21 protein-coding genes are annotated in these 21306 nt (G+C 35.4%); 3 read left to right on the top strand and 18 right to left on the bottom strand.

Annotated features, from left to right (window positions below; translation table 11 throughout):
* Positions 1 to 150: 150 nt before the first annotated feature.
* The 5 genes from rluF to FLA105534_RS02145 form a co-directional block, all read right to left on the bottom strand.
* Entirely contained in the window at positions 151 to 963 is an 813-nt protein-coding gene (gene rluF / locus FLA105534_RS02165; RefSeq protein ID WP_173964410.1) for a 23S rRNA pseudouridine(2604) synthase RluF, read from the bottom strand.
* 141 nt (positions 964 to 1104) lie between these two features.
* On the bottom strand, positions 1105 to 1452 hold the full coding sequence (locus FLA105534_RS02160; RefSeq protein ID WP_173964409.1) for an antibiotic biosynthesis monooxygenase family protein: 348 nt from the start codon (positions 1450 to 1452) through the stop codon (positions 1105 to 1107).
* A gap of 146 nt (positions 1453 to 1598) precedes the next feature.
* Positions 1599 to 2456: an alpha/beta fold hydrolase gene (locus FLA105534_RS02155; protein ID WP_173964408.1), complete on the bottom strand. Its 858-nt coding sequence runs from the start codon at positions 2454 to 2456 to the stop codon at positions 1599 to 1601.
* A gap of 194 nt (positions 2457 to 2650) precedes the next feature.
* A complete protein-coding gene (locus FLA105534_RS02150; RefSeq protein WP_173964407.1) occupies positions 2651 to 3430 on the bottom strand; it encodes a zinc ribbon domain-containing protein in 780 nt (259 codons plus the stop codon).
* 3 nt (positions 3431 to 3433) lie between these two features.
* Positions 3434 to 4528, bottom strand: a complete 1095-nt coding sequence (locus FLA105534_RS02145) for a Nif3-like dinuclear metal center hexameric protein (protein WP_173964406.1) — start codon at positions 4526 to 4528, stop codon at positions 3434 to 3436.
* A gap of 127 nt (positions 4529 to 4655) precedes the next feature.
* Between FLA105534_RS02145 and lpxK the strand changes: the two genes are divergently transcribed.
* Positions 4656 to 5678 (top strand): tetraacyldisaccharide 4'-kinase, encoded by a 1023-nt coding sequence (gene lpxK, locus FLA105534_RS02140; protein ID WP_173964405.1) that lies wholly within the window; start codon positions 4656 to 4658, stop codon positions 5676 to 5678.
* A 13-nt stretch (positions 5679 to 5691) separates the two neighbouring features.
* Here lpxK and FLA105534_RS02135 read toward each other — a convergent pair whose 3' ends face one another.
* From FLA105534_RS02135 to lipA, 3 genes are all read right to left on the bottom strand, one after another.
* Complete coding sequence (locus FLA105534_RS02135; RefSeq protein WP_173964404.1) at positions 5692 to 7860, bottom strand: tetratricopeptide repeat-containing hybrid sensor histidine kinase/response regulator; 2169 nt, start codon at positions 7858 to 7860, stop codon at positions 5692 to 5694.
* 27 nt (positions 7861 to 7887) lie between these two features.
* Positions 7888 to 8886 carry a type I glyceraldehyde-3-phosphate dehydrogenase gene (gap, locus tag FLA105534_RS02130; RefSeq protein ID WP_173964403.1) on the bottom strand — a complete coding sequence of 333 codons (999 nt, stop codon included), beginning with the start codon at positions 8884 to 8886 and terminating at the stop codon, positions 7888 to 7890.
* A 90-nt stretch (positions 8887 to 8976) separates the two neighbouring features.
* Positions 8977 to 9843, bottom strand: a complete 867-nt coding sequence (gene lipA / locus FLA105534_RS02125) for a lipoyl synthase (RefSeq protein WP_047774095.1) — start codon at positions 9841 to 9843, stop codon at positions 8977 to 8979.
* 331 nt (positions 9844 to 10174) lie between these two features.
* Here lipA and FLA105534_RS02120 point away from each other — a divergent pair, with 331 nt between their 5' ends.
* Positions 10175 to 11038 carry a M48 family metalloprotease gene (locus FLA105534_RS02120; protein ID WP_173964402.1) on the top strand — a complete coding sequence of 288 codons (864 nt, stop codon included), beginning with the start codon at positions 10175 to 10177 and terminating at the stop codon, positions 11036 to 11038.
* 65 nt (positions 11039 to 11103) lie between these two features.
* Here FLA105534_RS02120 and FLA105534_RS02115 read toward each other — a convergent pair whose 3' ends face one another.
* The 7 genes from FLA105534_RS02115 to hisC form a co-directional block, all read right to left on the bottom strand.
* A complete protein-coding gene (locus FLA105534_RS02115; RefSeq protein WP_173964401.1) occupies positions 11104 to 11484 on the bottom strand; it encodes a PH domain-containing protein in 381 nt (126 codons plus the stop codon).
* 267 nt (positions 11485 to 11751) lie between these two features.
* A complete protein-coding gene (locus FLA105534_RS02110; RefSeq protein WP_173964400.1) occupies positions 11752 to 12582 on the bottom strand; it encodes an energy transducer TonB in 831 nt (276 codons plus the stop codon).
* Between the two features lie 155 nt (positions 12583 to 12737).
* Positions 12738 to 13289 (bottom strand): RNA polymerase sigma factor, encoded by a 552-nt coding sequence (locus FLA105534_RS02105; RefSeq protein WP_173964399.1) that lies wholly within the window; start codon positions 13287 to 13289, stop codon positions 12738 to 12740.
* Positions 13280 to 14386 (bottom strand): glycosyltransferase, encoded by a 1107-nt coding sequence (locus FLA105534_RS02100; RefSeq protein WP_173964398.1) that lies wholly within the window; start codon positions 14384 to 14386, stop codon positions 13280 to 13282. The genes FLA105534_RS02105 and FLA105534_RS02100 overlap by 10 nt, the downstream gene beginning before the upstream one ends.
* A gap of 83 nt (positions 14387 to 14469) precedes the next feature.
* Complete coding sequence (locus tag FLA105534_RS02095; protein WP_173964397.1) at positions 14470 to 15084, bottom strand: FMN-binding negative transcriptional regulator; 615 nt, start codon at positions 15082 to 15084, stop codon at positions 14470 to 14472.
* 77 nt (positions 15085 to 15161) lie between these two features.
* Positions 15162 to 16175 carry a UDP-N-acetylmuramate dehydrogenase gene (gene murB / locus FLA105534_RS02090; RefSeq protein WP_173964396.1) on the bottom strand — a complete coding sequence of 338 codons (1014 nt, stop codon included), beginning with the start codon at positions 16173 to 16175 and terminating at the stop codon, positions 15162 to 15164.
* Positions 16176 to 16309: 134 nt separating this feature from the next.
* Positions 16310 to 17413, bottom strand: coding sequence for a histidinol-phosphate transaminase (gene hisC / locus FLA105534_RS02085; RefSeq protein ID WP_173964395.1), 1104 nt, complete (start codon positions 17411 to 17413; stop codon positions 16310 to 16312).
* Positions 17414 to 17535: 122 nt separating this feature from the next.
* On the opposite strand from hisC, the gene FLA105534_RS02080 reads away from it, so the two are divergent.
* On the top strand, positions 17536 to 18246 hold the full coding sequence (locus tag FLA105534_RS02080) for a hypothetical protein (protein WP_173964394.1): 711 nt from the start codon (positions 17536 to 17538) through the stop codon (positions 18244 to 18246).
* Between the two features lie 82 nt (positions 18247 to 18328).
* On the opposite strand, the gene FLA105534_RS02075 is transcribed toward FLA105534_RS02080, so the two are convergent.
* From FLA105534_RS02075 to FLA105534_RS02065, 3 genes are all read right to left on the bottom strand, one after another.
* On the bottom strand, positions 18329 to 19411 hold the full coding sequence (locus tag FLA105534_RS02075) for a glycosyltransferase (protein WP_173964393.1): 1083 nt from the start codon (positions 19409 to 19411) through the stop codon (positions 18329 to 18331).
* A 192-nt stretch (positions 19412 to 19603) separates the two neighbouring features.
* Complete coding sequence (locus FLA105534_RS02070; RefSeq protein WP_173964392.1) at positions 19604 to 20281, bottom strand: DUF2461 domain-containing protein; 678 nt, start codon at positions 20279 to 20281, stop codon at positions 19604 to 19606.
* 10 nt (positions 20282 to 20291) lie between these two features.
* Complete coding sequence (locus tag FLA105534_RS02065; protein WP_173964391.1) at positions 20292 to 20990, bottom strand: thioredoxin domain-containing protein; 699 nt, start codon at positions 20988 to 20990, stop codon at positions 20292 to 20294.
* Between the last annotated feature and the right edge of the window lie 316 nt (positions 20991 to 21306).

Here is a 21306-nt window from a genome sequence, read left to right as displayed (position 1 = left end):
AGACATAGAGTAGTCTTTTTGTGTACGCTTTACATAGCGTATTTCTTGAGGTACTTCCATAATGATACTTTTTGTGTATCGCTATTTCAGGACTAGACATGTAAATAAAAAAAAATCCCATTGGTTATAAACCAATGGGATTTTTTTTATTTAATAATCTCCTTTTTTCTTAAATCGTGGATCATGTTTGGAGATGAATTCAGTTCTTCGCCTCGGAGCTTCTTCTTTTGGCAAACTCGCTTCCTCTGTTTTACTGGAAGGTTCAATTAAGCGATTTAGTTCTTTAATTTCGCCATCAGTCAGATCGCGGTAACGCCCCACCGGAATATCCAGTGAAATATTGATAATTCGGATACGTTTTAAAGCCGTTACGTCATATCCTAAATACTCGCACATTCTACGAATCTGACGGTTTAGACCTTGTGTCAGAATAATTTTGAAAGTGTATTTGCTTATTTGTTCTACTTTGCATTTTCGGGTAACAGTGTCTAAAATTGGAACACCATTTCCCATTCGCTGAATAAAACGATCTGTAATAGGTTTGTTAACCGTTACCGTATATTCTTTTTCATGGTTGTTTCTGGCGCGCAGAATTTTGTTGACAATATCACCGTCATTCGTCATAAAAATCAATCCTTCACTCGCTTTGTCCAGACGCCCAATTGGGAAAATGCGTTTAGGGTAATTAATATAGTCTACAATGTTATTTCGAACCTCGAGATTGGTGGTGCATTCAATTCCAACAGGTTTGTTGAACGCCAAATACACCATTTTTTCGTGCTTTTCTACAATTAGTTTTCCATCAATACGTACTTCGTCATCGGGTGAAACTTTTGTTCCCATTTCCGGTACGACACCATTTATTGTTACGCGTCCTTCTTCAATAAGTTTATCGGCTTCACGACGAGAACAATACCCAGTTTCTCCTATAAATTTATTCAGACGTTTTAAATTCTCTTCCATACTGCAAAAGTAGTTAAAATTTAGACTTCTTAGACTACTTAGATTTTTAGATCATTAGATTCTTAGATTATTGGATAGCTCTATTTGAACTTTAGAGTTTTGGAACCTTAGCATCTTTGTCTCTTTGCTGCTTTGAACCTTTTACGTGGAATGAAAATCCGAACTATCCGAAGGTGTTTCTTTTCGGTCAAACATCCCGTAATCACGAACTACTGAGGCAATCCGTAAGTGATAATCTTTAAAAACTTCATTTCGTCCCTTTGCTTGTGCATGACGATGCATTTCAAGATTTCTCCATTGCTGAATGCTTTCTTCATCCTTCCAAAATGACAAGGACAAAACTTTCCCGGGGTCACTAAAACTCTGAAATCTTTCTATCGAAATAAAGCCTTCAATATGGTCCAATTCGGGACGCAGACTTGCAGCAATATCCAGATATTCTTCTTTTTTTCCTTCATTCGGAATTACTTCGAAAATTACAGCGATCATTTTTTTAGATTTTTAGGTTTTTAGGTTTTTAGATTGTTGGATTGTTTGGCTTTGATTTTAGGTTCTCAACGACTTAGAACCTTAGATAAACCTTTGTGCCTTTGCCTCTCTGGACCTTTGTTTCTGAGAACCTCAGTACCTTAGCACTATTGCTTAGCAGCAAACAAAAACTCAATAACCTTTTGATACAATTCGTCGTCATGCATTCCGTGGCCGAGGCCTTTAGTTTCAATAAACTGACTGTCTTTCCAATTGCTGGCAATTTTTTTTCCTTCTTCAAAAGCAACGATCTTATCTGTAGTGTCGTGTGCGATTAGACCCGAAACATTAAATTGGGAGGCAAACCGTTGTCCTGAAAAATCTTCAAGTTTAAAATTGAAGCGATTCATGAATTTACCTTCTAAAAGGGTAAACATTTTGGTGTTTAAACTCAACATTGAGATGTAATTATCAATCAGTGTTTTTAGGTCAGATGGAGCACCAAGAACAACCATTTTGTTTATACTGGTGTTGGGAAATAAATATTGGTGGTAAACGCAGGCAGCCCCCCCAATAGAATGACCGATAATAATGGTGGGCTGATATTTTTCTACAGCCTTATTGATAAATTCGGCATAAAGTGGAACGTTAAATTCTTTACCGCTGCTTTGTCCGTGAGCAGGAGCATCAATAGCAATGATGGTACTTCCTGACTTTTGTAGGTGTGGTAGTGTTTTTTTCCAGCGGGAAGCATTACTTTCCCAGCCGTGAACAAGCAATATTTTGGTTTCGTTACCTTTCCAGATATAGGTTTGAAAATGATGTTCGTTATGGTGAAACGTTTCTGTTTCGGTATTTCTTAATACTTTGGGCAGGCTGTCCTTCTGAAGTCTTCCAATTCTGGGCTGACTGAAAAGTGCATAAGAAAGCTCAACGGCTTTTTGTGGGCGAACGTAACTTAAAAAGTTAATATAAGATCCGACCGATTTTAATGTGATGAAACGTATTCCTTTTTTAATTCCCAAAACAAATAATTTAGTGATAAAAATAATATTCGGGAATCGATCTAAAAAAGCTTCGCCACGAATTACACAAATTTACCACGAATTTTTATTCTTTAATGTGTCAAAAGAGAAATTGGCGAAATTTGTGTAATTCGTGGCGAGAAAAAATACCGTTTAACGGCAAAAAAAAGTCCCGATTGGATCGGGACTTGTATTTAGAATTTAGAGAACAATTGTTCCATTTTTTCTTTTTCTTCTTCAGCTAAAGCGCTGTCAACTAAAATTCTTCCAGAGTGCTCATCAGTAATGATTTTCTTTCTTGAAGCAATTTCTACCTGAGTTTGTGGTGGAATTGTAAAGAATGATCCCGCTGAAGCTCCTCTTTCGATAGATACAACTGCTAAACCGTTACGAACACTACTTCTGATTCTTACATAAGCAGCTAATAATCTCTCTTCAATTTGACCTGAATACTCAGCAGATTTCTCTGTTAAGAAGATTTCTTCTTTTTGAGTTTCAGACATAATTGCATCTAGTTCAGATTTTTTATGTTTTAAATGAGAACTTTTTGCGTCAAGTTTTTCTTTTAAATTAGAAATAACTTCTTTTTTATGTTCGATAGAAGCTTTCATTTCTTTGATTTGCTTTTCAGCCAATTGAATTTCTAATTCCTGAAATTCAACCTCTTTAGTCAAAGAATTAAATTCTCTATTATTACGAACTGATTCTTGTTGTTTTGTGTATTTTTTGATAACCTCTTTGTGCTCATCAATAGCGTTTTTCTTTGCTTTGATAAGATCCTCAATCACTTCAAGTTCACTTTTCAGTTTCTCTGAACGCGTGCTTAAACCTGCAACTTCATCCTCTAAATCCTCTACTTCTAAAGGAAGTTCTCCTCTTACGTTTCTGATTTCGTCAATTCGGGAGTCAATAAGCTGTAAATCGTATATTGCTCTTAACTTGTCCTCAACACTTAATTCTTTCGTATTCGCCATATTCTATAAGTACTTAACTGGATTTGTATTTTCTTCTGATAAAATGATTGCAAAATTAAGGATTTTTTTTCGAAGATAATCAACAATATAGTTTTTTGTATACCGTTCGCTCTCAAAATGACCAATATCGGCTAAAAGTAGACGATTTTCTGCTTCATAAAACTGATGGTATTTTAAATCGGCAGTCAAAAAAGCATCGGCTCCGCTTTGAATGGCATTTTTTATGGCGAAACTCCCAGAGCCCCCCAGAACGGCTACTTTCTTGATTTTTTTGCCTAAAAAGGCTGAATGACGAATTCCGTCAGCAATCATTTTATCTTTTACAAAAAGCAGAAAGTCCTTTTCATTCATTTCTGTTTCAAATTCGCCAATCATTCCCAGTCCAATAGTTTGATGTGCGTTTTGTATGTCGTAAATTTCATAGGCAACTTCTTCATAGATATGACTGGAAAAAAGTGCTTTCAGAATTTTTGATTGTAAATGTTTTTCAAAAATAACTTCAATTTTTATTTCGGCTCCTGTGTGTAATTTTCCTTTTTCTCCAATGACCGGATTGCTGTTTTCATTTCCCTGAAAAGTAAAAAAACCTTCTGTGTTAAAACTGCAATTGTCATAATTTCCAATCGTTCCGGCACCTGCCTCAAACATTGCATTTCTAACTTTTTCGGAATTTTCGGGAGTGGTATAGGTGACTAATTTTTGAATGAAATTTTGTTTCGGAATCAGAACCTTTGTGTTGATTAAGCCCAATGCATCACAGAATATTTTATTAACCCCTTGAGAATGGTTGTCTAACGCCGTATGGACGGCATAAATCGCGATGTCGTTTTTGATTGCTTTTAAAATGGCACGTTCTACATAATTTTTACCTGTGATTTTTTTAATTCCGGAGAATAAAATAGGGTGAAAACAAACCACCAGATTACAATTTTTGGCAATTGCTTCCTCAATAACAGATTCTAATGCATCGTGGCAAACTAAAACTCCTGTACTTTCAGTTTCGGTATTGCCAACTAGGAGTCCTACATTGTCAAAATCTTCGGCATAAGCCAAAGGAGCCATTTCTTCCAGGACTACTATTATATCTTTGATTTTCATTTTTGCTTTTTGTTTGAAGTTTCGGGTTTTATTTGTTTCAAGTCTCCTGTTGAGGGGAAAACTTGAAACGTCGAACCTGAAACAGATTCATAAAACAAATTAACGAAAAATATTATACTTTCGTAAAATGAATGTACTTAGAAAAATACTTTTCCCGTTCGCGATTTTGTACGGATTGATTACTAGTGTAAGAAATTTTCTTTTTGATAAAGGAATTTTAAAATCTACTTCATTTGATATTCCGGTTATTGCAGTTGGAAATCTTAGTGTTGGGGGAACAGGTAAAACACCCCAAATAGAATATCTTATCCGATTATTATCGGATCGTTATAAAGTGGCTACTTTAAGCCGTGGTTACAAACGAAAATCAGAAGGTTATGTATTGGCCAGTGAAACTTCTAACGCTGAAATTTTGGGAGATGAACCCTTTCAGTTTTATCAGAAATTCCAAAATATTCAGGTAGCTGTTGATGCCAATAGAAGAAACGGAATCACGCAATTGCTTTCGCAAACTGAAAAACCGCAGGTAATTTTGTTAGATGACGCTTACCAACACCGAAAAGTAAAAGCCGGGTTTTATATTTTATTAAGTTCTTTTGATGATTTGTATGCTGATGATTTTATGCTGCCAACTGGAAATCTTCGCGAGAGTAGAAGTGGGGCCAAAAGAGCTGATATTGTGGTGATCACAAAATGTCCAAAAGAGCTATCGGAGCAAAAACAGGAGGAAATCAGATTGAAGTTAAAGCTCAAATGTTCCCAACAGCTTTATTTTACTTTTATTGATTATGATGATTTTATTTATGGTATAGATGAGAAAATGGCTGTAAGTATTGTTAAATCAGAATCAAAATTACTTTTAGCCGGAATTGCAAAACCAAGTCCGTTTTTCGATTATTTAAAAAATGAAAAAGATGAATGCCTGACTTTTCCGGATCATCATCATTTCTCGGATGCTGATTTAGAAACAATTCAGAATAAGGCACAGAATAAAAGGGTTATTACGACCGAGAAAGATTATGTACGTCTAAAAGATTCAAAATTGATTTCGGGTTTGTATTACCTTCCTATCAAAAGTACATTTATCAAGCACCAGCAAAATTTTGACACCACCGTTCTTGAGTATGTAAAAACAAATTTACCGTCTTAAGAAAGTATTGACGTTAGAAAAATCGGGATATAATGCTGTAAAATTCGTCTGGAACAAATGGTTTCGTAATAACATCGTTCATGCCATAAGATAGTAGCATATCTCTGTTTTCATCAAGCGAAATAGCAGTAAGTGCTATAATCGGAGTTGTTTTGTCAAACTCTCTGATTAATTTTGTAGCTGTAGTTCCGTTGATTCCCGGTAAGTGAACATCCATTAGGATCATATCAAAACGTTTTACTTTTAAAAGCTCAACGGCATCCTCACCATTGTCGATAATTTCGCAGGTAATGTCTTTGTTCTCGAGCATTTTTCGAGTAATCATCTGATTGATTTTGTTGTCCTCAATCAGTAGAATCGATTTGTTTTTTAATTGCGTATCGTTATATGGTTTTATTTCTTCAATAGTTTTCAATTGCTCTTTGTTAATCTTAAAGTTTAATTTGAATGTAAAAGTTGAACCTTTGCCAACTTCACTTTTTAGTTTGATTTCTCCACCCAAAAGTTCAATTAGTTTTTTGACAATTGTAAGTCCGAGGCCGGTTCCGCCGTATTTTCTGTTTACTTCTATGGACCCTTGCGAAAAGCTTTCAAAAACAGTTTGAAGCTTGTCTTCGGGGATGCCAATTCCGGTGTCAACAATCTCAAAGTAAACGGTTGCATTGTCGCCTTCCAGCTCGAATAATTTTGCGATGACACTCACATGTCCGTTTTGAGTAAATTTTAGAGCATTGTTGATTAAGTTCAGAATGATCTGAGACAGTTTTGTCGGATCTCCAATTAAATTATCGGGGATGCTTTCATCTATTTCAAGGTTAAAGTAGTTTTTGTTGGCTGTCGCTAATTCCTTTAAAGAACTCTGAATATTAAAGAGTAACTCTTTAAGATTGAAGCTAATGTTCTCTATTTCAACTTTTGTGGAATCGATTTTATTAATTTCCAGGATTTCATTGATAAAAGTGGTCAGGTAATTTCCTGAGAATTTCAACGATTCTAAATATTTTAATTGTGTTTTTTTAGGATTGTCTTCGAGTAACAAGTGGGTAATTCCATTAATGGCGTTTAATGGCGTCCGCAGTTCATGACTTACCGTTGATAAAAATTCGGATCTCGCTTTCGATGCTTTTTCCGCTTTATTTTTGGCCAGTATGAGCTCTTTGTTTTTTTCTCTCAGAAGTAAGTTGTTTTGATTTCGTATAATGTTGTTTTTGTACAAAGCCAGACTCAAAAGAGACAAAATCGAAATGAGGGCAATCGCTAATATACTCACCAGTTTAGAATAGCGATAGGTTTTTAACTGGATTTTTTCTTCGCTTTCCTTTTTAATACTGTCTTTTAAGGATTCGTTCTTTTTGAATTTTTCAAATTCATTCCGATCCGTTTTGTTGTTTTTTAACTTTAAGATGTAATTCTCTAATTGATAATGTTCTTCCAGATAGGAGTAGGCTAGGTCAAAATTTTTATTTTGTCTGTAGTACTGACTGATCGCTAAGATGATTTTTGATTTTTGAGCCAGGTTATTGGTTTTGGCATTATAGCTTAAAGCATTGTTGAAATAAACAATAGCGGAATCATTTCGTTTGAGTTGTGTTTCAATTAAACCAAGTTGGTAGTAGGAATCGATTTTGGCTTTTATGTTTGCCGGAAGGTCTGTTTCCTGTGTTATTTTTCGAAAAGATTGGGCTGCTAAGGGCAGATTTTTGTTGTTTTTTAAGGCTATCGCTTTCTGATAGCTTAATACTTCGGCCGGATCTTTAATTTTTAATTGGTTTAAAAGCTCTTCTGTTTTCTTGTAATAGATTTCCGCTGCCTGGTAATTGCCTTTTACAGTATTTGTCAAACCAATATAATGTAAAGCCAGAGCTTTGGTGCAGGTTGGTTTTGTATTTTGAAATAGAAAAACACTTCGATGAAAGTTTTTCAGGGCTTCTTCATAATTTTTTTGGCTGTAATAAATCTTCCCAAGCTTAAAAGTTTGATTAGCGAGGTTTTCGACTTTATCGTTTGTTTCGCAAAAGTCAATAGACTTTTTGGTGTAAAAAATAGCTTTGCCGTAATTTTTATTGCTGAGACTGGCGTCTGTTAATTTGTTGTAATAGAAGACACTGTCTGTACTCTTTTTAGCTTGAGAGTACAAAAACGAATTTAATAGACAAACAACAATAAAAAGATAGTGTTTCATGTATGGCTATGCTTTTACAATGAATCTTTAAGTTTTTCTTATTAGTAAAATCAAATCGATCAATCTTGATGAGTAGCCAATTTCGTTATCGTACCAGCCCACAACTTTTACCATTTTGTCAATAACCGAAGTTAATTGAGCATCAAACAAACACGAATGCGTATTGCCAATTACATCAACTGAAACAATTGGATCTTCAGTGTAATCTAATATTCCTTTTAAATTTGTTTTTGAGGCTTCTTCAAATGCTTTATTTATTTCTTCAATCGTAACAGCGCGTTTTACATTAAATGTGATATCTGTTAAAGAACCATCTGGAACGGGAACGCGAATTCCGCACCCTCCGATTTTATGATGCAAGTTAGGGAAAATTTTTGTTAATGCCTTAGCTGCACCTGTTGTTGTTGGAACAATCGACTGACTTGCACCTCTCGCACGACGTAAGTCCTTATGTGGCTGGTCGTGAAGACTCTGATCTGTGGTGTAAGAGTGTATGGTTGTGATATAGGCTTGTTCAATTCCACACAATTCATCGATGATTTTGATCATAGGAGCCGCATTGTTTGTCGTACAGCTTGCATTCGAAACAATGTTTTCACTGCCGTCCAGAATCATTTCGTTAACCCCTAAAACTACTGTTTTAATGGTGTCAACTTCTGATGGCGCCGAAAGAATTACTTTTTTGGCACCGGCTTCAATATGGGCGTTTAATTCCTCGTGCGTTTTGTACTTTCCTGTTGATTCAATTACAAGATCGATGTCGTGACGTTTCCAGTCCAGATTGGAAATGCTTTTTTCGTGAAAAAAGAAAAAGTGTTTTCCGTCAACAATAATTCCTTCTTCGTCATGACTGACTTTAAAAGGTAAGACTCCATGAATACTGTCGTATTTTATTAAATGCGACATGGTTTTGTTATCGGCGATGTCGTTGATGGCAACTACTTCAATTTCAGGATGGTTTAAAAGTAAGCGAAATAAATTTCGGCCGATTCTTCCAAAACCGTTTATAGCAATTCTTGTTTTCAAGCTTTCGGTTGTTTGTTACATCGTTTAATCGTCGATTGGTTTAACCGTACTTACGATTAAACGATTTAACAAATAAACGGTTAGACTTTTTTATAAAATGTGTTTTTGTGCTTTGTAAGAAGAACGAACCAGTGGGCCGCTTTCTACATGACGGAAACCTAATTCAAGGCCAAATTTTTCATATTTAGCAAACTGATCAGGCGTTATAAATTCTTTTACAGGCAAATGTTTTTTACTTGGCTGTAGGTATTGACCAATAGTAACAACGTCAACATTTGCATTTCGTAAATCAGTCATAGTCTGAAAAACTTCTTCTTCAGTTTCTCCAAGACCCAGCATAATTCCAGATTTGGTTCTGTTGATTCCTTTTTCTTTCAGGTAGCGTAAAACTTCGAGGCTACGATCGTATTTGGCCTGAATACGTACTTCACGGGTCAAACGGCGAACCGTTTCAACGTTATGTGAAACGACCTCAGGATTGGCCTCAACAATTCGGTCGATGTTTCTTTCGATTCCCTGAAAATCCGGAATTAAAGTTTCAAGAGTAGTATTAGGATTCATTCTTCGGATTGCTTTTACAGTTTCAATCCAGATAATAGATCCGCCATCTTTTAAATCATCTCTGTCCACACTGGTAATTACGGCATGTTTAATGTTCATAATTTTGATAGAACGCGCTACTTTTTCAGGCTCGTCCCAATCAACCGTTTCAGGGCGTCCGGTTTTTACACCGCAAAATCCGCAGGAACGGGTACATACATTTCCCAGAATCATAAAAGTGGCTGTACCCTCGCCCCAGCATTCTCCCATATTTGGGCAGCTTCCGGAGGTACAAATAGTGTTTAGGCTATATTTATCGACCAAACCACGTAGTTCAGTATATTTTTGTCCAATAGGAAGTTTAACCTTTAACCATTTAGGTTTTCCCGTTGGTATATTTTCAATGACTGTTTCCATATATCAAAATTCAAAGTACAAAGATAAGCAATGTAGTTTATTTGGAGATTCGTTTAAGATTTAATTTGGTATTGATGTGCACAGAGTTTTTATAACGCACTTTTGGTGATAATCTTGCGAGGGTGTTAAATTATTATTTTTAAGACATTGATGCTTATTAAAATACCTGATTTTTGTTTGTCAAATTGAATAAGAGTAATGATTTTGGTTGACTGCTCATTTTTGCGTATTTAAAATTTATATCTTTATTTGTTAAAAAAATAGTTGAAACCGAATCAAAACGGAATTGGGTTTGTACTACATTTGTTGTTAAATTGTAATCATATAAAACATGAAAAAGAAATTTATAGTATTAGGAGTTTTGTTTGCCACTTTTGGTTTTACTAAAGTAAATGCGCAGATTAATTTTGGTGAAAAAGCGATGAGTGCTGTTCAAAAAGGAGTTAGCGGTTTTACTTTTAGTAATGCTGACGCTGCTGCTTTATCAAAAGCAGCTGTAGATAAAATGGATGCTGAAAATCAGGTTGCAGCTTCTACTGACCCGTATACTTTAAGATTGAACAGAGTTTTTGGAAAGTATACAACGGGTGACGGATACACGTTAAACTATAAAGTTTATAAATTAAAAGAAGTCAATGCTTTTGCAACTGCCGATGGAAGTGTACGTGTGTATTCGGGATTAATGGATATCATGGATGACAATGAACTGCTTGCGGTAATTGGTCACGAAATTGGACACGTAGCCAATCATGATTCTCAGGATGCTATTAAAGCTGCCTATAGAAAAGAAGCTTTGCTGGAAGGAGCAGCTTCACAATCGGCAACTATTGCAAGTGTTACCGATAGCCAGTTGGGTAAAATCGGAAGTGCGATTATCGACAGTAAATTTAGTCGCAAGCAAGAAGCTGAGGCTGATTTGTTTGCTTATGATTTCCTGAAAAAGAATGGTTACAATGTAAATGCCGAAGAATCTGCTTTTAGAATTTTGGCTAAGATGAGTGAAGGAAATGAAGCGTCATTTATTGATAAGATGATGAGTTCACACCCGGATTCAAAACAAAGAGCTGAAGATGCTAAGAAAAGAGCAGAGAAAGATGGTTTGTATAAGCCGTATGTACAGCAAAAAATTGTAAATACTGCTCCGGCAAAAAAAGCAACTCCAGCTAAGAAAGCACCTGCTAAAAAGAAAAAATAATCTTTTTTAATCTAATAACTAAGCCCGACAGATTTTTAAAATCTGTCGGGCTTGCTGTATAAGGTTTAACCTAAAACGTGAAATGCAAGTACTTTCTGTACATCGTACACATTTACAGATTTGTTAAATTGTTTTACAATGCTTGGTTGTAATTCACTTGCTACCCAGATTTTTAGTTCGGCATCCAGATCAAATGTTCCAGCCGTTTCTACGCTAAAACGTGTAATGCTTTTGTAGGCAATTGATTTGTATTCTGTTTTGCTGCCTGTTATTCCCTGCACGTCAACCAGAATTAATCTTTTGTTTGTGAAGATAAAAGTATCACGAAGTAGTTTAAAACCCATTTCGATTTCTTCCCTGTCCGTTAAAAGCTGCCCGTATTTTTTTAATAACTCCTCCTGACTAACAGAGCCAGCGTTGCCTAGAATAGCTGAAAATATTCCCATTTTTTAGTTTTTAAATTTAATAGATTTGATTTTCCTTTTTAGGAGTGGTAAAAGTAAGTAAAAATAAAAGGATGGAAATAGTTTTTGTAAACACAAAAGTGTAATTCAATACTGAATTTAAAGAGACAGTTGGTGATCTCAAGGAAAGTCACACAGCCACAAAGTTTTGGTTCTTTTGTGGCTGTGTGTATAAAAACTGTTTTTTTTAAGCGCTTTCGAAAAAGAGCTTAAAAAAAGCAGAACCTGAGTTCTGCTTTTTCGTGTTTATTATTCTGCTTCCGTTTTTATTGTGATTGGAAGATTATAGGCAGTTCGAACGGGATTTCCGTTTAAAATACCCGGACTCCATTTTGTTTTTAAGGATTTCAATACTCTGATGGCTTCTTTTCCAATTCCGTACCCGGGATCGTTTTTTACCATAATGTCAGTAATGGAACCGTCTTTTTCGATTACAAACGATACATATACTTTTAATGTTCTTTCTGCATCCAATTCTGGTCTGTTGAAATTGTTTCCTACGTAAGTATAAAATTTAGCCATTCCTCCAGGGAATTCTGGTAGTTTGTCTAAGATTGCTACATTCACGGGGTCTTTACTTTCGCCTATTGAAGTTTTAACTTCTCCGCCACCATTATTTCCTGGGATAGGATTTGCAGTAACGGGCCCTGTTCCTGCATTTGTATTGTCAACTACAGGATGATTGTCTGTATTTGGTGCAATAACATCAGGAGTAGCCTGGGCTGTAGTTGTCACAACCGGATTTACCAATTGTATACTAGTAACGGGTGGCGTAGCTGCGCTTTGTTGAGGTACAGCTGGAGCTGGTGGTTCAGGTTGTACCTGAATCGGAGTTAGATCTACAGGTGTTATGGGGTCAGTAAGAACAGTTGGTTCTGTTTCTACAGGGCCATGCGACCCAAACTTATTAATCAACACCGACGCACTTCCCAGACCTGCCAATAATAGCAATCCCATAAATAGCGCTGTAATTGTAGTTTTTGAACTCTCCTGGCGTAATTGATACGCGCCGTACTCTTTGTTCTTGTCTTCGAAAACAAGATCGGTCCAATTGGTTTCGTAGATGTTTGATTTAGTCATGATTTATGGATTTTAAGGTTAAGTAACATTAAATCATAGGCAGTACGGTTTTGGTTTTAGCTAACAACGCAGGAGTTGTTGTTTTAGTATGTGAATAATTAGGTTTTTTAAGAAAAAACACATGGATATTTTGTTCTTTACCTAAAGATAATAAATTATCTGTTGCGTTCGATGATTTCTGCTAGTAATTTTTTAGCGCGAAGTAATTTTACTTTTACATTACTTAATGGCTCGTTGATTTTCAGGGCTATTTCCTGATAAGTCATTTCCTGAAAGTAACGCAGCTGAATGACCTCCTGGTAGTGAGGTTTTAATTCTTTGATGCATTGAAGTAAGCGCGAAAGGTTTTGCTCTTTAATTAAAGCGTCTTCGGCAGAGGGAGTAGGGTCGGCAATATTGTAAGCCTGTTGGTCTTCATTGTCTGTGATTTCTATAAAAAGACTAGTCTTCTTTTTACGTAATAAATCAATATAAACATTTTTTGCAATGGCAATTAGCCAGGTGTTGAACTGGAATTCAGGATTGTAACTGGCTATTTTGTCAAAAGCTTTAGAAAAGGTCTCGATTGTAATATCCTCGGCAATGGTTTCATTTTCAGTACGTTTTAGCATAAAGCCGTAGACTTCATTCCAGAAATAATCTAATAAAAAAGTAAAGGCGATCTGATCGCCTTTTTTCGCTTTTTCTATTTTAGAATTTATTTCCAATATACCGGTTTTGAAAAGATATTAGTTATAAAGATATTAATTTGTGTGAATATAAGGATGATTTCAACCACAGGAAACCAAACTTTTAGGTCATTTTCTTTTAGTTTACCTGCAGAAAATCCTATAACAGTCCATGCTACAGTGTAACGTGTTGCTAAAATAGCTAACACAGCGATCCATTGAAACTGAAACGCTAATAATAAGATTGCTGCCAAAAAGAAAAACAATTGCGAGATAAAAAACAATCCCAATTGCATTTTGTCAAAAGACTTGTAATGTTCTGCTGTAGAAATATGCCTTCTTTTTTGCGTGAACCACTCTTTGTATGTTTCTTTGGGTTTAGAGTAAGTAAAACTCTCAGGGGTGTAAGCAATGGTTGTATTGTTTTTGTTTGCTGCCTGATTGATAAACAAATCATCATCGCCCGAACGAATCTGAATGTGTTCGATAAAGCCATTTACATTAAAAAATTCTTCTTTTTTATATGCTAAATTTCGTCCCACTCCCATGTATGGGAATCCTAGCTTAGCCCATGAAAAATATTGAACCGCTGTTAAAACGGTTTCAAAACGGATAATTTTATTTAATAACGAACGCTCAATTTTTTCATAACCACCATAACCCAAAACGATAGTTCGGTTCATAGTGAATTGTGAAGTCATTGCTGTAATCCATTCTTTTGAAGTTGGATAACAATCTGCGTCGGTAAATAACAGATATTCTTTTTTTGAAGCTTTGATTCCTAAAGTTAAAGCATATTTCTTGTTTCCCCAGAAAGCTTCATTGTTTTGTACTTTAACCAAACGAATATTGTTGTACTGCTTTTCGAATTCTTCAAATACTTCAAGGGTTTCATCACTTGAGGCATCATCGATTAAAACAATTTCAAAATCAGGATAGTTTTGTTCTGCAAGTAAGGGGATGAATTTCTTAACATTTTCTTCTTCATTTTTTGCACAGACAATAACGGATACCGGAATTTTTTTCGGCGTTATTTCTTGTGGTTTGCCGAAAGCAAACTTTCCAAAAATTCCTAAATAGTAGAAAATCTGAATGAAAACAATAGCAATAAAGAAGTAAAATAAAGTTATAAGCATCTGATTTTAATGTCTTTTAATTTCTGAATCTTGCGAGTGCAAATGTACTCATGAAATCGTAATTTTCAATGGTTAAAATGAATTTACTTTCGGCATTTTGACATTTCCTTCGCAACAGCAATAGCCTGAGGGTTTTCGGTTTTTTCTAATTCCGAAATTATGTTTTTATAATTGTGATCGTCCCTGTTTTGAGAGAGTTTTTTGGTTGCCTGAATTTCGTCGATTTCAATTTCGAAGCCAAAAATACCTCTGGCTTCACGCATTGTTCGTGCTGATAAATTCTCAACGCGAACCGGATTTTCGGAATTGACTTCGTATTTGTCGACTAATTTTTTAAGCTGCTCGATTGATGTAGCTTCGTCGACAATTTTGATTCGTCCGTAAACATGTACAGCGATATAATTCCAGGTTGGAACATTTTCGTGATCGTACCAGGACGATGAAATGTAACTGTGCGGACCTGTAAATACAGCCAGAACCTGATCGTTTTCGGCGAAACCTTCGGCTTGCGGATTGAGTTTGGAAAGATGACCCTGTAAAATCTCTTTCCCATCCGAATTGACTTCCAGCTCAATCGGAATATGTGTCGCACATAATTTTCCGTGTGTCTGATTGATCAGGATGCCAAAACTATTTTCTTTCAAAAAAGTTCGGATCGATTCCGGATCTTCGTTTTTGTATAAGTCTGGTGTGTACATTTTTTCTTTTTTAGGGTCAAAGGTTCAGAGGGTCAAAGGGACAAAGGTTCAAATACAACAATCTAAAGATCTAATTTCTAGATTACATTGACTTCCGCTTCGATCTGAATTCCAAAAGTATCAAAAACAGTTTTCTGAACCTCTTTGGAAACGGCCAAAATTTCCTGTCCGGTTGCATTTCCGTAATTTACTAAAACTAAGGCTTGGTTTTTATGAACTCCAGCGTCGCCAAAACGTTTTCCTTTGAAACCAGCTTGTTCGATTAACCAGCCAGCCGGAACTTTTACTTCGGTTTCTGAAACTTCGTAATATTTCATTTCAGGGAATTTCTGATGTATTTTTTCGAAATCGGATTTTAGTACAATCGGATTTTTAAAGAAGCTTCCACTATTTCCTAATTCTTTTGGATCCGGTAATTTGCTCTGTCTTATAGCAATTACAGCATTGCTTACGTCTTTTAAGGTTGGAAAAGTAATGTTGTTTTTGGCTAGTTCTGCCGTAATATCTCCGTAAGAAATGTTGATTTTATGATTGCGTTTTGTTAGTTTGTAAATTACAGCGGTAATGATGTACTGATCTTTTACTTCGTTTTTGAAGATACTTTCTCTGTATCCAAACTTACATTCGGCATTGGTGAACGTTTTCATTTCCTGAGAGGTAATATTCATCGCTTCGCACGAAACAAAAGTATCTTTGATTTCTGTTCCGTAAGCACCGATATTCTGAACCGGCGTAGTGCCTACATTTCCGGGAATGAGTGACATGTTTTCCAAACCTCCAAAATTATTGTCGATAGTCCAAAGTACAAAATCGTGCCAGGTTTCGCCGGCCTGACTTTCAACCCAGACAAAATCATCGTCTTCTTTGATGATTTTTTTACCTTTTAAATCAATATGAATAACAAGAGCATCGATATCCTGCGTTAAAAGCATATTGCTTCCTCCGCCTAAAATGAATTTTTGCTCGTTTTTATTTTCTTCTAAAATGGTTTTCAATTCGGCTACAGTGTGTACGGCAACAAATTGTCTGGCTTTGGCTTCAATGCCAAAAGTATTGTAGTTTTTTAAAGAAAAATTGGATTGGATTTCCATAAATAAAAGGCTTTTTTTGAAGAATTAATTCTGACTCCAAAAGTAAGGATTATAATTTATTTGAATTGGCTTTCTAAAAAATAACAACCAATAAAAGACAACAAAGCTTCGTTGGAAATGTTTTTTGAGGCGTCTTATTTTAGAGCTTCAATAAACCGCTGCATTTCTTTCATTGTGCCTATTGTAATTCTGGTCCACTTGCCATTTTCTTCGTAAATTTTGGTTCCCACTATATTGTGGTCCTGCAATTGTTTGAAATAGTCTTTTTTGTAATTTTCTAAAGAAAAATAAATAAAATTGGAATAAGAAGGAATACAGGTTAAATTGAGTTGTGTAAGTTGTGCTATGGTATATTTTTTGGCTTCCTGATTGGAGGTGCGTACCTGACGAATGAAATCTTCATCATTTAAAGAAGCAATTGCGGCAGCTATTGAAACGACACTTACCGATAAATTGGGAGATGATTTTAAAATACTAAGTTCATCAATGACCGTAGAATGTGCGACAGCGTAGCCAATGCGGGCACCTGCGAGGCCGTACATTTTGGAGAAAGTTTTGGTAATAATCAGGTTTTTATTGGAAACAACCAAATCACTTAACGATGGCTCGTCTGTAAAATCGATATAAGCTTCATCGACAAAAACGATTGTTCTTTGGGTGGCTTCTCTTATAAAAGCAATCAGTTCTTCTCTTTGGCACAGTGTTCCTGTCGGATTGTTTGGGTTGCAGATGTAAACCATTTTGGTGTCGGCATCAATGGCATTTAACATGGCCGGTAAATCATGCTTTTTGTCTTTGGTTAGCGGAACAGTGATTTTTTTTATTCCTAGTTTTTCAGCAGGAGCTGTCCAGTAATCGAATGTGGTTTCGGCCAATATAAAGTTGCCTTTTTTTAGAGCAGTATATTGAAGAATTAAATCTAAAATTTCAGTGGAGCCAGCACCCAAAAGGATATTGTTGTCTGAAACCGTATTCTTTTTTGCCAGGAGAGTGATTAGTTCCGGTGAAAGATTCCAGCCATATCGATTGCTGATGTTGACACTTTTTGCCATTGCCAATCGCGCTTTTGGAGACGGACCGTAAGGGTTTTCATTGGAGCGGAGTAAGATGGGAGAATGGTCTGCTAAGTCGGGTAAAATGTATTCATTAGTGCCATTGGCAAAGGTTTCAAACTGGCCAAAGCCTAATCCTATTGTGCCTAAACCTATTTGTTTTAGCCAGATTCTTCTGTTACTCATTTCTCTATTAGATTAAATTAAACAATGTGATGAAATGTAAGTCGCTGAGGTAGGAGAAAAGTTACAAGGTGTTTTTATATTTTCTTTTTGTAAGTTTGGATATAAATTATAAGGATATCGTGATGTTTAAATCAATTTCTAAGAATAAAGTTGCAGTTCTTTTGATTCTATTTTTCTCAATCGTTTCTAATGCCCAAATTAATATGTTTGGAGATTGGAGAATTGATAATATTATTGGAATTTCTGATATTAAAGAATATTCTATGGTTAAACAAGAGGAGAGTAATCGTTCGGGACATTTATTGACATTGAATCTGGATGGAACATTCATAAGTAGAAATTTGCCTTCATGCGGGAATGATACTTTCCTGAATACTTTTGGTAATTTTATATTAATTGACGATACTCATATTCGCTTTATTCTGCAACAAACTTCCTCAAGGAATTATAATAAAGTTCATAATTTAGAATCAGATTTGAGTCGGGATTTAGGGATTTTTTATATTTATAAAGATTCAAAATCAGTTCGATTAATTGAAAGTAATGGAGTTTTGGAAGATGATAAAAATAAAATTTTGTACAATAAACTGATGGATTCTTTTAATTGGCGATTGTATGATTTTGTTTGGAATAATACCAAAGGGAACAACCGGGAAGAAATTGTAAAAGATTGTATTGATTCAGAAAAACGGATTGATTTTTCTAATTGCAAAGTTGTCTTTTCAAAAAAAGAAAAGTATGGTGATGTTATTCTTGTGCAGGAAAACAGCAATTTTCACTTTGTGATTTATGATGATTTTCAAAAGAAAGTTTCTTTGGCTTATCCAAGGTGATTTTTTTGTGTTATAAAATTCACAAGCTTTTTTATAAATGCGGTTTTATAAAATGGAAAGTTGACAAAGCTTTATGTTGATCTTAGTTTTGTGAAGTTTGCGGTTGATTTTTACGAAAATCCAGCAACTCATGATACCTATCAGAAATAATCTTCATGTTAATATTATAATTGGCATTCTCTTCCACAAACTTTCTGTTTCGAATAATGGCCTGATGGCGGGATTCCGAATTTTCAAAAGACCAGATCAATTCTTCGGCAAGCATTTCGATATTGTCGATTTCAATCAATTGTCCGTTTTCGCGATGCCTGATCCAACTTTGATTTCCGGGAATGTCGGAAACTACAGGGTAACAATTACAGGCCATCGCTTCAAATAAGGATGCCGATACGCCTTCGGTAATGGGCATGCTGATATAAATGTTAGATTGCTGCAATAATTTAGGAAGTTCAGTATTCGGAATTCTTCCGGTGAAAATTACTTTGCTTTCAATTTGAAGTGCTGCGGCCAGATCTTTCAAAGATTGCAGTCGGGTTCCGTCGCCAACAATGGTCAATGAAAAGTCGATTCCTTTTTGGTGTAAAATACCAAAAGCTTTTAGAATAGAATCATGACGGTATTCGGGTTGTAAAGAACGTGTGACTATAGCTTCGATTTTATTAGAGTTGTTGATTGAAGGAGAGAAAAGTGATAAGTCAATTCCTTTTGGAAGTACTAAAACTTTACTCATTTCTACACCAATCGCTTTCATCGAAACGGTCATCACAGGCCCCCAGGCGTGTATTAAATTGGCTTTTTTGAAAGCGTGTTTCTGAATGATTTTTTTTAAAGGAAGCAGGAGTGAACCTTCCGGCCACAAATCGGTTCGGCCTTGTTGTGCAATTGCGATAGGATGCATTCCGGAAATTGCTGCCAGAAAACCATAACTGGTCGTTCTTTCGGCAATTACCATATCGGGTTTTTCCTTTCGGATTTTTTTTCGAATAGAGAAGGGAGAGAAAAGATACTCTACAATACGTTTGAATCGGTTGAACTTTGAGTTGTTAGGCGTTTGAAGTTCCCAGGTGCAAATTTCAAAATCGCCAAATTCTTTCAAACCGTTCATCCACGTAATGGCGTCAGCACGATAAGATTCTCCAAGAAAAAGTATCTTCCTTTTTTTCATTCGGCAAACTTAATTTTTTTGCCACAGATTAAAAGATTTTTAAGGGATTTTTTGATATATCAATCTGTGAAATCTGTCGCCAAACTTTATCTCTTGTTTTTGGGTAGCAGTATGTCTTTTTTTGAAGTTTTTTTCGCCACGAATTCACGAATTAATTTAAATAATTTGTGAATTCGTAGCAATGTATCTTTTCTAGAATTCCTCAGTTTCTAAAGCACGGTTGATGAATTCATTTAAGGGTTTTAAAGCGATGAGTTTTTTGCTCATTTTCGAAACGAAGTCTTTTTGAGTCACCTCGTTGATGTCATATTTTTGGGTGGCGGTAAAACTTTTCAATTTTAAAAACTCAATTGCAGGATGGTCTTTTTCGTAACCTCTCGGCGGATTTTTAAGTGAATTGTTTTCGTTTACATCCAGACTGCCAAATTCTTTTTTAAAGTTTTTGTCATTAAGGATGGCTTCGAGATCCTCATAGAAAAAAGCAATTTCTTTGCGGACTTTCTTTAGATCTTCAGCTTCAGGTGAGTAATAACCTCCGGCAATAAAACTGGCTCCTTGTTCAATATGTACATAATATCCGGCACGATTCAGTCCTTTGATTCCGGTAGACATCCAGATTCCTAAATGGGATTTATAAGGTGATTTGTCTTTGGAAAACCGAATATCACGATTGATTCTGAATGTACAGTTTTTGACTTCCAATAGTTCCAGTGAAGGATCCATAGGTTTCATTACGTCGAGTAAATCACTGACCAATTGATGATAATCTTTCTTGAAAATCTCGTATCGTTTTTTGTTATCTAAAAACCAATCTCGGTTGTTGTTTTTTCTTAAGTCTTCTAAAAATTGCAATGATTCTTTCGTTAGCATATCTGTGGTTTTATTGCAGTTGTTTTTTTAAGTCTTCCTCTTTGATAAAGCCAATATTTTGCCATTTTACAGCTTTGTTTTCATATAAGACCATAGTAGGAAGCTGTTCAATTTTCATTTGAGTAGCCAAAGTTTTGTTTTTGTCTACGTCAATGCGAACAATAACTATTTTGTCGGCCATTTCTTTTTGCATTTTCAAAAGATAAGGTTCCATTTGTTTGCATGGACCACACCATTCGGCATAAAAATCAACCAGTACTTTTTTGTCTGTTTTTAAAAGGTTGTCAAAATCACTCATAGTCATTCCAACCTGAGCTGTTGAAGGTTTAGAAAAACCTTCCGCATTCCATTTCATGATACCTCCTTCTAATTCATAAATGTTGGTAAAGCCCAATTCATTTAATTTTGCGGCTGCTTTTTTACTTCTTCCTCCACTTAAACAATAGATAAAAACAGGTTTTGATTTGTCGTAAGCTGCAACTTTGGCGGCAAAATCATCACCATTCCAGTTTACATTTACAGCATTGTCAATATGATTAGATTCAAATTCTTCGGGAGTTCGAACGTCCAGTATTTGAGGGTTTTCGGTTGTTTTAATTTTTTCTGCAAAATCTTTTGGAGTTATCTCTTCAATAGTACCGGATTTTTTTTCGTTGCAGGAAAGTAATACAACTGAAACTATAAGGAATAGAATTTTAGGAAATTTCATAACATTGAGTTTTAGATTATAGAATTGCTAAAGTAATGATTTTTCAACTTTCGAATTCCTAATAGAAAGTGAAAAAAAGGTTAGCCATGAATTTCACAAATTGGACGAATTTTTAGATAACTACGTGGTCGGTCAATTTAAGAAAAGCTTTGGGGGTTGTCAAAGTTTTAATTCTGCTTAAGCTGTTGGCTGTGAATTATTTTAACATATAGTAACATAGGTTCTATGATTAAAAAAAGCGTTTTACTTCATTGAAATACACATAGCCTCTTATGTGAGTGAAATAGATTTCTTTTTTTGTTCTCTTTTGTGGCCT

The organism is Flavobacterium collinsii (assembly GCF_902804485.1).
GTDB lineage: Bacteria > Bacteroidota > Bacteroidia > Flavobacteriales > Flavobacteriaceae > Flavobacterium > Flavobacterium collinsii.
This window is presented reverse-complemented; position numbering and strand designations above follow the sequence as displayed.